Below are 14,640 nucleotides of genomic sequence, written 5' to 3'. Positions count from 1 at the left end.
ACTTGCATCTCCATCTCGGCTGGTGCTCGATTTTTCCCTCTGAAACGGCTGAAACCCTTGCCGCAGCAAGGGTTTCAGGGGTTGCATCTTTTTCAGCAACCTTAGTTGGCACGCCTGAGGGGATTCGAACCTCCGACCTACCGCTTAGGAGGCGGTCGCTCTATCCTGCTGAGCTACAGGCGCATATCAATCAGATACCGGGTTATTGTACCCCAAGTTTCCACGTCTGTCAACGGCGGCGGGGAGAAACAGAAGGGATTTCGGCGGATTTTTTGTGGAAACCGGTTGCATGGAGCATGGTCATACGGTATAATAAATGGTCGAGCTTATTGAAATACTGTATGATATCGGATTTGAGGTGTACCATCTTGCAGGATACAAAATTGCGTAACGTAGCCATTATTGCCCACGTTGACCACGGCAAGACCACCCTGGTGGACGAGATGCTCAAGCAGGGCGGCATCTACCGGGAGAACCAGGCCACCGTGGAGCGGGTCATGGACTCCAACGACCTGGAGCGGGAGCGGGGCATCACCATCCTGGCCAAAAATACCGCCGTCCACTACAAGGACGTGAAGATTAACATCGTGGACACCCCGGGCCACGCCGACTTCGGCGGCGAGGTGGAGCGCATCCTGAAGATGGTCAACGGCGTCATCCTGCTGGTGGACGCCGCCGAGGGCCCCATGCCCCAGACCCGGTTTGTGCTCTCCAAGGCCCTGGAGCTGGGCCACAAGGTCATTGTGGTGGTCAACAAGATCGACCGCCCCGACCAGCGCATCCACGAGGTCATGGACGAGGTGCTGGAGCTGCTGCTGGACCTGAACGCCACCGACGAGCAGTTTGAGTCCCCCACCCTGTTCTGCTCCGGCCGCCAGGGCACCGCCTCCTACTCCCCCGACGTGCCCGGCACCGACCTGGTGCCCCTGTTTGAGACCATCCTCAACTATATTCCCGCCCCCGAGGCGGACGTGGACGCCCCCTTCCAGATGCTGGTGTCCTCCATTGACTACAACGAGTTTGTGGGCCGCATCGCCATCGGCCGCATCGAGCGGGGCACCGTGAAGCAGAACCAGGAGATCGCGGTGTGCAACTACCACAAGCCGGAGGAGGCCCCCACCAAGGCCAAGGCCACCGCCTTGTACCAGTTTGACGGCCTGGGCCGGGTGCCGGTCACCGAGGCCACCGCCGGCAACATCATCGCCATGAGCGGAATCGGGGAAATCACCATCGGCGACACCATCTGCGCCCCCGAGGCGGTAGAGCCCATTGAGTTTGTGAAGATCTCCGCCCCCACCATCGAGATGACCTTCTCGGTGAACGACTCCCCCTTCGCCGGTAAGGAGGGCAAGTTTGTCACCTCCCGGCAGCTGCGGGACCGTTTGTTCCGGGAGACCCTGAAGGACGTGTCCCTGCGGGTCACCGAGACCGACTCCACCGACGCCTTCAACGTGGCCGGCCGGGGCGAAATGAGCCTGTCCATCCTCATCGAGACCATGCGCCGGGAGGGCTACGAGTTCCAGGTGTCCCCGCCCCGTGTGCTCTACCAGGAGATCGACGGCAAGATGTGCGAGCCCATTGAGCGGCTGGTGGTGGACGTGCCCAGCGACAGCGTGGGCGCGGTGATCGAGAAGATCGGCTCCCGCAAGGGCGACCTGCTGGAGATGACCCCGGTGGGCGAGCGGATGAAGATTGAGTTCCTGGTGCCCTCCCGTGGCCTGTTTGGCTACCGCAACGAGTTTTTGACCGACACCAAGGGCGAGGGCATCATGGCCTCCGTCTTTGAGTGCTACGCCCCCATGAAGGGGGAGATCCAGCGCCGCAACTCCGGCTCCCTGGTGTCCTTCGAGACCGGCGAGAGCGTGACCTACGGCCTGTTCAACGCCCAGGAGCGGGGCGTGCTGTTCATCGGCGCCGGCGTGCCGGTGTACGCCGGCATGGTGGTGGGCGAGACCCCCAAGCAGGAGGATATCTCGGTCAACATCTGCAAGAAGAAGCAGCTGACCAATATGCGTGCCTCCGGCTCCGACGACGCCCTGCGGCTCACCCCGCCCCGCCAGATGTCCCTGGAGCAGTGCCTGGAGTTTCTGGCCGACGACGAGCTGCTGGAGGTCACCCCCCAGTCCCTCCGGCTGCGCAAGCGCCTGCTGGACCACTCCGCCCGTATGCGGGAGGCTTCCAAGAAAAAAGGTTAATGAAAAGTGCCCGCGGTCCTATGAACTGTCCCGGATTGTGCAGACAGCACCAAAAGGACCACTGGTAGGAAGGATTGAGTTTTAGGTGGAGAGGCGTTGCGCAAGCGGCGCCTCTCCAGTCTTTAGCTGGATGCGCTTATAATTATAAGTGGATATAGTGGTCAATCATCTCACCGGCATCAGACAAGGCGGCCGGTTTGCGGCTGTAATGCTGTATGCTTGTGAGGTGTATGGTATCCAGTACCAGATGGACGGTCCGGCGTGTTCCGGTCTTGTGAGTCACGATGCTGTTGTCATAGAGATCCCGGATCACGGAAAGACACAGTATGCCCTGCCTGGTATGGATATAAGAGATGTCCGCGCCCCATTTTCTCCCGGACCCGTCCCCATGAAACGCCCTGCTCAGCAGACTCTTGCGTTTAACAGACCCGCTGCCAGCTTCACTGCCTGTGGTTATACCGGTTGATCCAATTTTTGATCTGTACCTTAATGCAATCCAAACTGGTCCGATATCTCTTGCCGTGTCGTGCCCGCCTCTCCGCATGGCCAGAATTGCTTCCCATAACTCCGTCATAGGTGTGTGTTCTCTCTTAGACATGCAAACGCCCCCTGTATAGGTCTCTTTGCCTATACAGGGGGCGTTTTGTTTGGTGTCCGCTTTTACTGGCCCTGTTCACACTGTATTAGGGGGTATGTTGCTTTGTGTGCTCAGGCTCTATCCGGGGTCAGGTGCCAGATGTCCCGGTTATACTCCATAATGGTGCGGTCGGAGGAGAAGAAGCCGGAGCGGGCGATGTTGACCAGCATCTTGCGGCTCCAGGCGGCCCGGTCCTCGTACTCGGCCAGGCACCGCTCCTTCACCGCGATATAGTCCTCCAGATCCAGCAGGGCCATAAAGTAGTCCTTGGCAATAAAGTCCTTGTAGAGCCGGCTCAGGCACCCGGCGTCGCCGATGGCCAGCAGCTCCGGACTGAGGATGAAGTCCACCAGCCGCTCCAGCTCCGGCTTCTGCCAGTAGTCGCTGCTGCGGTAGGCGTTGTCCCGGTAGAGGGCGATGACCTCGTCGGCGGAACGGCCGAACAGATAGATGTTGCCCTCCCCCACCAGCCGGGCGATCTCCACATTGGCCCCGTCCAGGGTGCCCAGGGTGACCGCGCCGTTGGCCATCAGCTTCATGTTGCCGGTGCCGCTGGCCTCTTTGGAGGCCAGGGAGATCTGCTCGGAGATGTCGCAGGCGGGGACCAGCCGCTCGGCGGCGGAGACATTGTAGTTTTCCACCATCACCAGCTTCAGCCAGGGGGAGACCTGGGGGTCCCGCTCAATCAGCTTGCCCAGGCACAGCAGCAGGTGGATGGTGTCCTTGGCCAGGGTGTAGGCCGGGGCCGCCTTGGCGCCGAACACCATGGTCACGGGCCGGGGCGGGATGTGCCCCTCCTTGATCTGAACATACTTCCAGATGGCGTACAGGGCGTTCATCTGCTGGCGCTTGTACTGGTGCAGCCGCTTGATCTGGATGTCCAAGACGCTGTGGGGGTCGATTTCCGTCCCCCGGCTCCCCAGCCAGCGGGCCAGCGCCCCCTTGTTCTCCTCCTTCACGGCCAGCAGCCGCTCCAGAAGGGCGGTATCCTCCTTGTGCTCCAGCAGGTGTTCCAGCAGCCCGGCGTCCCGCTGCCACTCCGGCCCGATGGCCTGGGTAATCAGGCCGGCCAGGGCGGGATTACAGCTCATCAGCCACCGGCGGAAGGTGATACCGTTGGTCTTGTTGTTGAACTTTTCTGGATAGAGCACATAGAAGGGGTGCAGCTCGGTGCTTTTCAGAATCTCCGTGTGCAGCTCCGCCACGCCGTTGACCTTGGCGCTGCTGTGGATATCCATATGGGCCATATGGATGACGTTGTGTTCGTCCCAGATGGCCGTCCGTGGATCGTCGCTGCGCCGCCGGGCCCGCTGATCCAGCGCCCGGATAAAGGGCAGAAGCTGGGGAGCCACCTGCTCCAGATAGGAGGCGGGCCACTTCTCCAGGGCCTCGGACAAGATGGTGTGGTTGGTGTAGGCGCAGGTGCGCTCCACCAGGTCCATGGCCTGCTCCAGCTCCACCCCCCGGCTTGTGAGCAGCCGGAGCAGCTCGGGAATCACCATGGAGGGGTGGGTGTCGTTGATGTGCACCACGGCGTACTGGTCCAGCTCCAGCGGGGAGTGGCCGGCCTCCTCCAGCTCCCGCAGCAGCAGCTGCGCGCCGGCGGAGACCATGAAATACTGCTGGTAGACCCGCAGCAGCCGGCCGGCCTCGTCGCTGTCGTCAGGGTACAGGAAGGCGGTCAGGTGCCCGGCGATGTCGGTTTTGTCAAACTGGATGCCCTCGGCGGGGGGCGGCGCGGGCCGCTCCACGTCAAACAGGTGCAGCCGGTTGCATACGCCGTTCTCATAGCCGGGGATCTCCAGGTCGTACTGCCTGGCGTTCAGGGAAAAGCCCCCAAAGTCCACCTGGTAGGACAGTCCGGTGTCCAGCAGCCAGGACTCCGGCGCAATCCAGGGGTCGGGCTCCTCGGTCTGCCGGCCGGTGTCCAGCCGCTGGCGGAACAGGCCGTAGTGGTAGTTGAGACCCACCCCGTCCCCGTTGAGGCCCAGGGAGGCGATGGAATCCAGAAAACAGGCGGCCAGACGGCCCAGACCGCCGTTGCCCAGGGAGGGCTCCGGCTCCTGGTCCTCCACCTGGGCCAGGGAGCGGCCGTGGGCGGCCAGCAGCCGCTCCGCCTCCTCCAGCAGGCCCAGGTTGATCAGATTGGCCCGCAGCAGGCGGCCCACCAGAAACTCCGCCGAGAAATAATACAGCTTCCGCTGTCCCCGGGCGTGGTCCATGGGCTTTTGCAGCTGACGCACCGCGGCGGTCAGGGCGTACATCAGCTCCCGGTCGGAGCAGGTGTCCAGGTTGACCCCGCGGGCGGTCAAAACACGTTCCAAATCAGTCTGGGTCCTCATACAGCTTCTCCCCCTTTTTCATCCGGCAGGCGCTCATACAGCTCCATCTGCCGCCGCACCCGCCGGGCCAGCGCCGGGCTGTCAAAGCCGGGCAGCGCCCGCCACTGCCAGTTTCCGCCCAAGGTGGAGGGGGTATTCATCCGCCCCTCCGAGCCCAGGCCCAGCAGATCCTGCATCTGAACGATGGCGCAGCCGGCGGCGCTGCTCCAGATGGCCCGCATCATACCCCAGTTTTCCCCCTCCGCCGGATCCAGATGCAAATACTCCCGGGCCAGCGCTACATCCTCCGGCCGGGCGGTGCTCAGCCAGCCCAGGGCGGTGTCGTTGTCGTGGGTGCCCACATAGGCCACGCAGTGGGCGGGGTAGTTGTGGGGCTGGTACACCCGCCCGCCGCCGTCCCGGCTGTCAAAGGCGAATTCCAGCACCTTCATGCCGGGATAGCCGGTGTCCGCCAGCAGCTTCTGGACCGACGGGGTCAGAAAGCCCAGGTCCTCGGCGATAATGGGCCGCTGGCCCACCACCCGCTCCATGCTGCGGAAGAAGGCGATACCCGGTCCCGGCTCCCAGACCCCCTCCTTGGCGGTCTCCGCCGTGGCGGGGATGGCGTAATAGGAGTCGAAGCCCCGGAAGTGGTCAATGCGCAGCACGTCGTAAAAGCGGAACTGGAAGGAGATGCGCTCCATCCACCAGCGGTATCCGTCCTGTTCCATCCGCGCCCAGTCAAACAGGGGATTGCCCCACAGCTGCCCATCCGCGGAAAAGCCATCCGGCGGGCAGCCCGCCACCCGGGTGGGCCGCAGCTGCTCGTCCATCTGGAACTGCTCCGGATGGGCCCACACGTCGGCGCTGTCCTCCGCCACGTAGATGGGCAGGTCCCCGATGATGGAGATGCCCTTTTCCGCCGCCAGGGCCTTCAGGCTGTCCCACTGGGCGAAAAACAGGAACTGAAGGCCCTTCCAGAACTTCAGCTCCGCCGCCAGCTGGCCCCGGGCCTCCTCCAGCGCCTGGGGCTGACGGCGGCGCAGGCCCTCCGGCCAGCTCTGCCAGGGCACGCCGTCAAAGCGGTCCTTCAGGGCCATGAACAGGGCGTAGTCCTCCAGCCAGCGGGCCTCCTTTTGGCAGAATTCCCGCACCGCCTCTTCCTCCCCGGCCCAGAGCCGCTCCACCGCTTTGCGGAGCACCGGGAACCGCTGCCGGTACAGGGCGCTGTAGTCTACCCGGCCGGGCTGGCTCCCCCAGTCCAGGCCCTCATACTCCTCTTTCTGGAGCAGGCCCTGCCGGGCCAGATCATCCAGGTCGATGAAATAGGGATTTCCTCCATAGGAGGAGAAGGGCTGATAGGGGGAGTCGCCGTAGCCAGTGGGACCTATGGGCAGAATCTGCCAGTAGGTCTGGCCGCTCTTCACCAAAAAGTCCAGAAACGCTCTGGCGGCCCGGCCCAGGGTTCCCACCCCCCACGGCGAGGGCAGCGCGGTGATCGGCATCAGAATACCGGCACTTCGCATATGCAAGCACCAACCTTCCTGCAGTGAATGTAAATGTTACTGGCACTCCACGGAGCCCACGCTCTCGTGCTCCAGCAGTGCAAAATCAATGGTCTCGTAGACCGGCGGATGTTTGTAGTGAATGGCCTGGAGCAGGGTCTGCACTCCCCGGGCCGCCAGCTGGGCGGCGTCCTGCCGGATGGTGGTCAGGCGGGGGATACAAAACCTGGTCTCGTTGATGCCGTCATAGCCCACGATGGAGATATCTTCCGGCACCCGCAGCCCCAGGTCGTAGATGGCCCGCATGGCCCCCAGGGCGATGACGTCGCCCAGGGCGAACAGGGCCGTCAGCTCCGGCTCCCGCTCCAGCAGCCTGCGGGCGGCGGCATAGCCCTCCGCCATGGAGAACCGGCAGGGCACATGCTGGGAGCGGGCGTCAAAGGGCAGACCCAGCCGCTGCATGGTGCTCTGGACCCCCCGCAGGCGCTTGAGGCTGATCTGCTCGCTGGCCAGGTTGCCCCCCAGCACGCCGATACGCCGGTGGCCGTGGCGGTAGAGGTACTCGATAACCGCCCCCGCCGCCGCCGTGTCGTCGGTGGTAAAGCTGGACAGGTTCCCGAAGCCCAGGGACTGGGCGTCGTTGGTCAGCAGCACGCAGGGCACCGTGATCTGGTGAAATTCCCGCCGGAAGCACTCCAGGTCGCCCCCCAGGAAGAGAAACCCCTTGGGGCGGCGGAGCTTGACCAGCTGCACCGCGTACTGCACCTCGTCGGCGTCCTCGTCCAGGTAGGCCACGTACACCTCCTCCTCGCTGTCCTGGAGCAGGGACTGGATGCGCTCCAGGATGCCGGCAAACAGAAGGTTCTGGGAGCCCTTGACCAGCACGGCAATGGCCGACTGGGCCTGCAATTTCAAATGCCTGGCGTTGGTATTGGGCTCAAAGCCCTGCTCCTGCACCACCGCCATCACCCGCTCCCGGGCCGCCTGGCTCACGTCGGGGTGGTTGTTCAGGACCCGGGAGACCGTCCCCAGGCTGTATCCGGACAGGCGGGCAATATCTTTGATGGTCATGGCTTACGCCCAACCTCCTTCCGGGCGGGTGCGCCTCAACCCTTCACCGCGCCGGCGGCCACACCCTTGATGATATACTTCTGGCAGCTCAGGTAGAACACCACCACCGGGATGACCGCCATGATGAGGGCGGCCATGATGGCGCCCATGTCCACCCGGCCGTAGGAGCCCTTCATATACTGGATGACGATGGAGATGGTCTTGTACTTCTTGATGTCCAGGGTCAGGTAGGGCAGCAGGAAGTCGTTCCAGATCCACATGGTCTCCAGGATGCCCACCGAGATATAGGTGGGCTTCATGATGGGGAGCACCACGGAGAAGAAGGTGCGGATGGGGGAGCAGCCGTCGATCATGGCGGCCTCCTCGATCTCGATGGGGATGGACTTGACGAAGCCGCAGAACATGAACACCGCCAGGCCCGCGCCAAAGCCCAGGTAAATGACGATCAGGCCCCAGGGCGTGCCCAGGCCCAGCCGGTCGGTAACCAGGGAGAGGGTGAACATCACCATCTGGAAGGGCACCACCATGGAGAACACGCACAGCAGATAGATCCCCTTGGTAAAGCGGTTGCGCACCCGGGTGATGAACCAGGCGCACATGGAGGTGCAGATCAGAATGGCCAGCACCGAGCCCACGGTGATAAACACCGTCCAGCCCACCGCCTTGAGAAAGCCGTACTGGTCGATGGCGGTGGTGTAGTTGTCCAGGCCGGTAAAGGTGTTGCCGTCGGGCAGCTGGAAGGGCTCCAGGTTGATGTAGGACTTTTTCTTGAAGGAGTTGAAAAACACCACCACAATGGGCAGCACGTAAAAAATGCTGATAAAGGTGAAGATACCGGTTCCCATCCGGTTCAGCCGCTGTTTCCGCTTCATTACTGCTGCACCTCCTTGGAACGGGTGGCTTTCAGCTGGAACATGCCGATGATGACCACCAGCACGAAGAAGATTACCGCCTTGGCCTGGCCCACGCCCTCCCAGCCGGTGCGGCCGTAGAAGGTGTAATAGATGTTGAGGGCCAGCATTTCCGACATCTTGGCCGGCTCGCCCGCGGTGAGGGACAGGTTCTGGTCAAAGAGCTTGAAGCCGTTGACTACCGTCAGGAAGGTGCAGATGGTGATGGAGGGCATCATCATGGGGATGGTCACCCGGAAGAGCCGCTGGGGGCCGGTGGCCCCGTCGATGGCGGCAGCCTCCACCACGTCGCCGGGAATGGCCTGCAAGCCGGCGATATAAATGATCATCATGTAGCCGATCTGCTGCCAGGCCACCAGAATCAGCAGCCCGGCAAAGCCGTACCACTCGTTGAGGTTGAGGGCGGTGGAGTAGACGGACAGAATACCGTTGAAAATCAGCTGCCAGATATAGCCCAGCACGATGCCGCCAATGAGGTTGGGCATAAAGAACACGGTGCGGAAAATGTTGGTGCCCCGGATCTTCTGGGTCAGGGCCAGGGCGATGGCAAAGGCGATGACATTGATGATCACCAGGGATACCACCGCGAACAGGGCCGTATACCAGAAGGCATGGCGGAATATGGTGTCCTGCAGGGCTTTCACGTAATTGCTCAGGCCAACAAAGGTGGCGTCCGTCACAGTGGTGAACTCACAGAAGGACAGCCAGATGCCCATGAGGAAGGGAACGACAAATCCGATCATAAAAGCCACAAGGGTGGGGAGCAGAAAAATGGGGAAATATCGCTTGATGGCTTTTTCCACAGGGTATACCTCCTCTCCTGAAATTAGGGGAAAAGAGGCAGCGGGCGGGCGTTTCGCCCGCCCGCTGCTCCATTCAGCGCGTATGAATCAGGTCTCAGCCGTTGACCGCGGCGGCCTCAGCGGCCCAGCCGTCCACAAAGGCGGTCACCACGGCGTCCCAGTTGGCGTCGCTCTGGTCGGCGGCATAGGTGGTGAGGGCGGAGCCCACGCCGTTCTTCCACTCCTCGGAGGGCATGGTGGAGAAGTTCCAGGACACGGACTCATAGCCGTCGGCCACATACTGGTTGCTGATGTTCACCAGCGGATTGGTGGACTCCTGGTTGCCCTTGAAGGGGATCACGAAGCCCATACCGGCCTGGCCGGAGGGCATGGCGCCCTCGCCGCCGCACATGGCCTTGGTGCCCACCTCGGAGGTCACGCACCAGTACATGAAGTCCAGAGTGGCCTGGATATCAGCCTCGGAGGCCTTGGCGTTCACGCACCAGTAGTTCTCGGTGCCGGTGCACAGGCCCTGCTTCTCCTCGCCTTCCACGCCGATGTAGATGGGCAGCATGCCCAGGTTGTCGTCGCCCAGCTCGGCCACATCGTTGTAGGCCCAGGTGCCGTTCTGATAGAACACGGCCTGGCCGGTCACAAACTCGGCCACGGCGTCGTCGCCGGTCTTGGTGGACAGCAGGGTGGGCTCACAGGTGGCGTTGTTGATGTACAGATCCCAGATCTGGCGGTAGTTGTCCAGATAGGTGCCCTTGATGGCGTCGGTGGTGTCGATGCCGTCGGCCTTGTACTCATAGTAGATGGGCAGGTTGGCCAGGTGGGTCTTGAAGCGCCAGTCGGAGGAGCCGTCCATACCGGCGGAGGTGAAGGCGGAGAAGCCCAGCTCGTCCTTGCGGGCGGTGATGTCCTCGGCCACCTTCTTCAGGTCGTCAAAGCTCTTGATGTCGTCGGCGGTGTAGCCGGCCTCCTCCAGCAGAGCCTTGTTGTAGATGATGCCGTAGGTCTCAATGACGTAGCCGATGCCGGCCATCTTGTCCCCGTCCATCAGGGCGAACTCGTCGCTGGTCAGCTCGCCGGCCACCTGGGAGCCGGACAGGTCATAGCAGTAGTCCTTCCAGGCGGCCAGGCCCACGGGGCCGTTGACCTGGAACAGGGTGGGGGCGTCGGTCTTGGCCATCTCGGACTTCAGGGTGGTCTCATAGTTGCCGGAGGCGGCGGTGAGCACGGTGACCTCCACGCCGGTCTCCTCGGTGTACAGCTCGGCCAGCTCCTGCCACTGGGCGTCCTGCTCGGGCTTGAAGTTCAGGTAGTAGACCTTGCCGCCGGAGGGAGCATCGCCGCCGCCGGAAGGGGAGGCGTCCCCGGAGGGTGTGGTGTCGCCGCCGCAGCCGCTGAGCAGAGACAGAGAGAGGGCCGCAGCCATGCCAAGAGACAAAAGCTTCTTCTTCATTTCCAATAACCTCCTAAATAAAATGTACCGTTATGCCTGGAAACGTTGCCGGAAACGTTTCCAGCTTCAGCAAGGTCATTATACCATTCTTTGGTTAGAAATAGCAATCCAAAGATGGCTGCGCCCTCTATTTTTGTAGGACTGCTAAACTTCCTCCCCTCCAAATTGTGCAATTCGGACAGTTCTGCCCCCGGTTTGCGCACCACCGCTGGTCTTTCTCCCCATAGTCCCGCCGCCGTTCTCCTCTTTCCGGAGGACAGTGCGCAAAATTTTTCCAAGATGGGATTGACAAAGGCGGTTAGTTGCGGTAAACTTTATCTGACCCGGCGGTTAGGATTTACTAACCGCAAATAAAAACCCGAATGGTTAGCCTGACTAACCATCAGAGAAAGGAGACCGACATGATGCCGCTGACTATGGCCGACCGGGGCGAGCCGGTGACCATTCGCAAGATTACGGGAAAGGATGAGCTCCGGCAGCACCTGGCAGAGCTGGGCTTCGTGGTGGAGGAGACCGTCACGGTGGTCAGCCATCTGGGCGGAAACCTGATCGTCCAGGTAAAGGACAGCCGGATCGCCCTGGACCGGGACATGGCCAATCGAATTCTGGTGTGAGAGGAGATACGCAATGAGGACCTTGAAGGACGCCAGGGTGGGGGACACCGTTACGGTGGTCCGACTCCACGGCGAGGGCGCGGTGAAGCGCCGGATCATGGACATGGGGATCACCAAGGGCGTGGACATCCACGTGCGCAAGGTGGCCCCTCTGGGGGACCCCATGGAGCTGAGCGTGCGGGGCTATGAGCTGAGCGTGCGCAAGGCCGACGCGGCCATGATCGAAATTGACTGATATCTGCCGTCTGGGACGGCATTTTTTCCACAGGCGAGTTAGTTGTCGCTAATGCAAGAGAAGGGAGACGAACCATGCAGCTTAACATCGCGCTGGCGGGCAATCCGAACTGCGGCAAGACCACGCTGTTCAACGCCCTGACCGGCTCCAGCCAATACGTGGGCAACTGGCCCGGCGTGACGGTGGAAAAGAAGGAGGGCAGGCTGAAGGGCCGCAAGGACGTGGTGATCCAGGACCTGCCGGGCATCTATTCCCTGTCCCCCTACACCCTGGAGGAGGTGGTGGCCCGGAACTATCTGGTTCAGGAGAAGCCGGACGCCATCCTCAACATTGTGGACGGCACCAACATTGAGCGCAACCTGTACCTCACCACCCAGCTCATTGAGCTGGGCATCCCGGTGGTGGTGGCGGTGAACATGATGGACCTGGTGCGCAAGAACGGGGACCAGATCGACCTGGAGAAGCTGGGTGCCGCCCTGGGCTGCCGGGTGGTGCAGATGAGCGCCCTGAAGGGAGAGGGCGGCCGGGAGGCCGCCGAGCAGGCGGTGGCCCTGGCCCAGAGCCACCAGGCCGGGGAGCTGCCCCATGTGTTCACCGGCAGCGTGGAGCACGCCATCGCCCACATTGAGGAGTCCATCGCCTCCCTGGTGGAGGAGCGGTATCTCCGCTGGTACGCCATCAAGGTGTTTGAGCGGGACGAGAAGGTGCTGGAGCAGCTGAACCTGACCGGGGAGCTGAAGGAGCACCTGGAGGCCCACATCGCCGACTGCGAACGGGAGCTGGACGACGACGCCGAGAGCATCATCACCAACCAGCGCTACGCCTACATCAGCGCCGTGGTGGGCAGGGCGGTGAAGAAGAAGCGCGCCGCCCACTCCATGAGCACCTCCGACAAGATCGACCGCATCGTCACCAACCGGGTGCTGGCCCTGCCCATCTTTGCCGCCATCATGTTTCTGGTGTACGCCATCTCCATGGGCACCTCGCCCATGGCCCTCTTTGACGGCAGCGGGGAGGCCTGGGGCATCGGCATTGGCACCCTGGGCACCGACTGGGCCAACGACACCCTGTTCGGCCAGATTGTCCCCGACCTGTTCAACCGCTTCCTGCTGGACGCCCAGGGCAACCCTGTGGTGGCCGGCTGGCTGTACAGTCTGATCCAGGACGGCATTGTGGCCGGCGTGGGGGCGGTGCTGGGCTTTGTGCCCCAGATGCTGGTGCTCTTCCTGCTGCTGTCCATCCTGGAGGACGTGGGCTACATGGCCCGCATCGCCTTCATCATGGACCGGATCTTTCGCCGCTTCGGCCTGTCGGGCAAGTCCTTCATCCCCATGCTGGTGGCCACCGGCTGCGGCGTGCCCGGCATCATGGCCTCCCGCACCATTGAGCAGGACCGGGACCGGAAAATGACCGTCATGACCACCGGCTTTATCCCCTGCGGGGCCAAAATGCCCATCATCGGCCTGTTCGCCGGGGCCCTGTTCGGGGACTCCACCTGGGTGGCGGTGTCCGCCTACTTCATCGGGGTGGCCGCCGTGATCCTCTCGGGGGTTCTGCTGAAAAAGACCCGGATCTTCGCCGGGGACCCGGCCCCCTTTGTGATGGAGCTGCCCGCCTACCACGCCCCCACCGCCGGCAATGTGCTGCGGGCCACCTGGGAGCGGGGCTGGTCCTTCATCAAGCGGGCGGGCACCGTGATCTTCCTGTCCTCCGTGATCCTGTGGTTCCTCCAGGGCTTCGGCTTTGTGGACGGCGCCTTCCAGATGGTGGAGGACAACAACTCCTCCCTGCTGGCCGCCATCGGCGGAGTCATCGCCTTCCTCTTCGCCCCCCTGGGCTTCGGGGACTGGCAGTCCACCGTGGCCACCTTCACCGGCCTCATCGCCAAGGAGAACGTGGTGTCCACCCTCTCGGTGGTGCTCCAGGTGGGGAGCGAGGCGGCCGAGGACGACCCCGCCCTGCTGGCTGCGGTGGGCCTCCACTTCTCTGCCCTGTCCGCCTACTCCTTCATGATCTTCAATCTCCTGTGCGCCCCCTGCTTTGCCGCCATGGGCGCCATCAAGCGGGAGATGAACAACCCCAAGTGGACCCTGGGCGCCATCGGTTACATGTGCGGCTTTGCCTACACCGTCTCCCTCATCGTCTATCAGCTGGGGGGCCTGGCCCTGGGCCTGGTGTCCTTCGGCCCGGCCACCGTGGCCGCCATCATCCTGCTGGCCGCGCTGATTTACCTGCTGGTACGCAAGAACAAGTACGCCGATCAGGGCACCGGCCTGCGGGCGGTGGCCGCCGCGGCGAAGTAAAAAGAAGAAAGGAGCATCTATCATGCTGCCCTCCATCCTCATCGGCCTTGTGATCGCGGCCATCTGCGCGGCCATTATCGCAAGGGGAATCCACAACAAACGCAACGGCAAGGGCGGCTGCTCCTGCGGCGGCTCCTGTGGGAGCTGCGGCTGTTCCGGCCTGTGCCATCCCCCTCGGAAGTCCCATCCGGGTTCCACCACTTAGAAAGGAAGTGCGCAATGGAGCTGACCTGCACCAACGTCCGCTATCTGCTGACCATCTACCACCTCTCCCAGATCCGGCTGGAGGTCTCCTCCAAGGACATCGCCCGGGTGCTGGAGGTCTCCCGGGCCTCGGTCACCAGCATGATGGGGGTCCTCACCGAAAAGGAGCTGGTGGCCAAGGAGCGCTACGGCAAGGTCCATCTGACCCGCTCAGGCATCCGCCTGGCCAAAGCCCTGTCTGCCCAGGCCGACGAGCTGGCCCGGGACCTGGCCCCCCGGATGGGCCTGTCGGTTGAGGAGGCCTGGAAGGCGGCCTGCGCCGCCGTGTCCGAGCTGCCCCACCGCTGCTTCCCCGCCGTCCCGGCGGCGGCTCCCCTGCCCGCCTGACGGCCCGCCC

General features: G+C 62.9%; 13 protein-coding genes and 1 tRNA gene. 6 read left to right on the top strand and 8 right to left on the bottom strand.

Going from position 1 to position 14,640, the window contains the following annotated elements; all coding sequences use genetic code 11:
* Positions 1 to 106: 106 nt before the first annotated feature.
* Positions 107 to 183 (bottom strand) — tRNA-Arg (locus B5F88_RS16255).
* A gap of 185 nt (positions 184 to 368) precedes the next feature.
* Here B5F88_RS16255 and typA point away from each other — a divergent pair.
* On the top strand, positions 369 to 2,195 hold the full coding sequence (gene typA, locus B5F88_RS16250) for a translational GTPase TypA (protein WP_162612220.1): 1,827 nt from the start codon (positions 369 to 371) through the stop codon (positions 2,193 to 2,195).
* A 142-nt stretch (positions 2,196 to 2,337) separates the two neighbouring features.
* Here the strand turns inward: typA and B5F88_RS20370 are convergent, their stop codons facing one another.
* The 7 genes from B5F88_RS20370 to B5F88_RS16215 form a co-directional block, all read right to left on the bottom strand.
* Positions 2,338 to 2,793 (bottom strand): hypothetical protein, encoded by a 456-nt coding sequence (locus B5F88_RS20370; RefSeq protein WP_140402154.1) that lies wholly within the window; start codon positions 2,791 to 2,793, stop codon positions 2,338 to 2,340.
* Between the two features lie 110 nt (positions 2,794 to 2,903).
* Positions 2,904 to 5,174 (bottom strand): glycogen/starch/alpha-glucan phosphorylase, encoded by a 2,271-nt coding sequence (locus B5F88_RS16240; protein ID WP_087348169.1) that lies wholly within the window; start codon positions 5,172 to 5,174, stop codon positions 2,904 to 2,906.
* Positions 5,171 to 6,679 (bottom strand): 4-alpha-glucanotransferase, encoded by a 1,509-nt coding sequence (gene malQ / locus B5F88_RS16235; RefSeq protein ID WP_087348166.1) that lies wholly within the window; start codon positions 6,677 to 6,679, stop codon positions 5,171 to 5,173. Before malQ ends, B5F88_RS16240 begins: the two co-directional genes overlap by 4 nt.
* A gap of 36 nt (positions 6,680 to 6,715) precedes the next feature.
* Positions 6,716 to 7,729, bottom strand: coding sequence for a LacI family DNA-binding transcriptional regulator (locus B5F88_RS16230; RefSeq protein ID WP_087348163.1), 1,014 nt, complete (start codon positions 7,727 to 7,729; stop codon positions 6,716 to 6,718).
* 35 nt (positions 7,730 to 7,764) lie between these two features.
* The gene (locus B5F88_RS16225; RefSeq protein ID WP_087348161.1) at positions 7,765 to 8,601 is read right to left on the bottom strand and encodes a carbohydrate ABC transporter permease; all 837 of its coding nucleotides are present in this window, start codon (positions 8,599 to 8,601) and stop codon (positions 7,765 to 7,767) included.
* Positions 8,601 to 9,443, bottom strand: a complete 843-nt coding sequence (locus B5F88_RS16220) for a sugar ABC transporter permease (protein WP_087348158.1) — start codon at positions 9,441 to 9,443, stop codon at positions 8,601 to 8,603. Before B5F88_RS16220 ends, B5F88_RS16225 begins: the two co-directional genes overlap by 1 nt.
* Positions 9,444 to 9,537: 94 nt before the next feature.
* Positions 9,538 to 10,887 (bottom strand): ABC transporter substrate-binding protein, encoded by a 1,350-nt coding sequence (locus B5F88_RS16215; protein ID WP_087348156.1) that lies wholly within the window; start codon positions 10,885 to 10,887, stop codon positions 9,538 to 9,540.
* 401 nt (positions 10,888 to 11,288) lie between these two features.
* Between B5F88_RS16215 and B5F88_RS16210 the strand changes: the two genes are divergently transcribed.
* From B5F88_RS16210 to B5F88_RS16190, 5 genes are all read left to right on the top strand, one after another.
* Positions 11,289 to 11,501 carry a FeoA family protein gene (locus B5F88_RS16210; protein WP_087348154.1) on the top strand — a complete coding sequence of 71 codons (213 nt, stop codon included), beginning with the start codon at positions 11,289 to 11,291 and terminating at the stop codon, positions 11,499 to 11,501.
* 13 nt (positions 11,502 to 11,514) lie between these two features.
* Positions 11,515 to 11,736: a FeoA domain-containing protein gene (locus tag B5F88_RS16205; RefSeq protein WP_087348152.1), complete on the top strand. Its 222-nt coding sequence runs from the start codon at positions 11,515 to 11,517 to the stop codon at positions 11,734 to 11,736.
* Positions 11,737 to 11,810: 74 nt separating this feature from the next.
* A complete protein-coding gene (gene feoB / locus B5F88_RS16200) occupies positions 11,811 to 14,039 on the top strand; it encodes a ferrous iron transport protein B (RefSeq protein WP_087348150.1) in 2,229 nt (742 codons plus the stop codon).
* 22 nt (positions 14,040 to 14,061) lie between these two features.
* Positions 14,062 to 14,244, top strand: coding sequence for a FeoB-associated Cys-rich membrane protein (locus B5F88_RS16195; protein ID WP_204246259.1), 183 nt, complete (start codon positions 14,062 to 14,064; stop codon positions 14,242 to 14,244).
* Positions 14,245 to 14,258: 14 nt separating this feature from the next.
* The gene (locus tag B5F88_RS16190) at positions 14,259 to 14,630 is read left to right on the top strand and encodes a DNA-binding protein (protein ID WP_087348146.1); all 372 of its coding nucleotides are present in this window, start codon (positions 14,259 to 14,261) and stop codon (positions 14,628 to 14,630) included.
* Positions 14,631 to 14,640 lie beyond the last annotated feature (10 nt).

Source organism: Flavonifractor sp. An306 (assembly GCF_002159455.1).
GTDB lineage: Bacteria > Bacillota > Clostridia > Oscillospirales > Oscillospiraceae > Flavonifractor.
The sequence above is the reverse complement of the archived record's forward strand: the minus strand, read 5'-3'. Positions and strand labels throughout refer to the sequence as shown.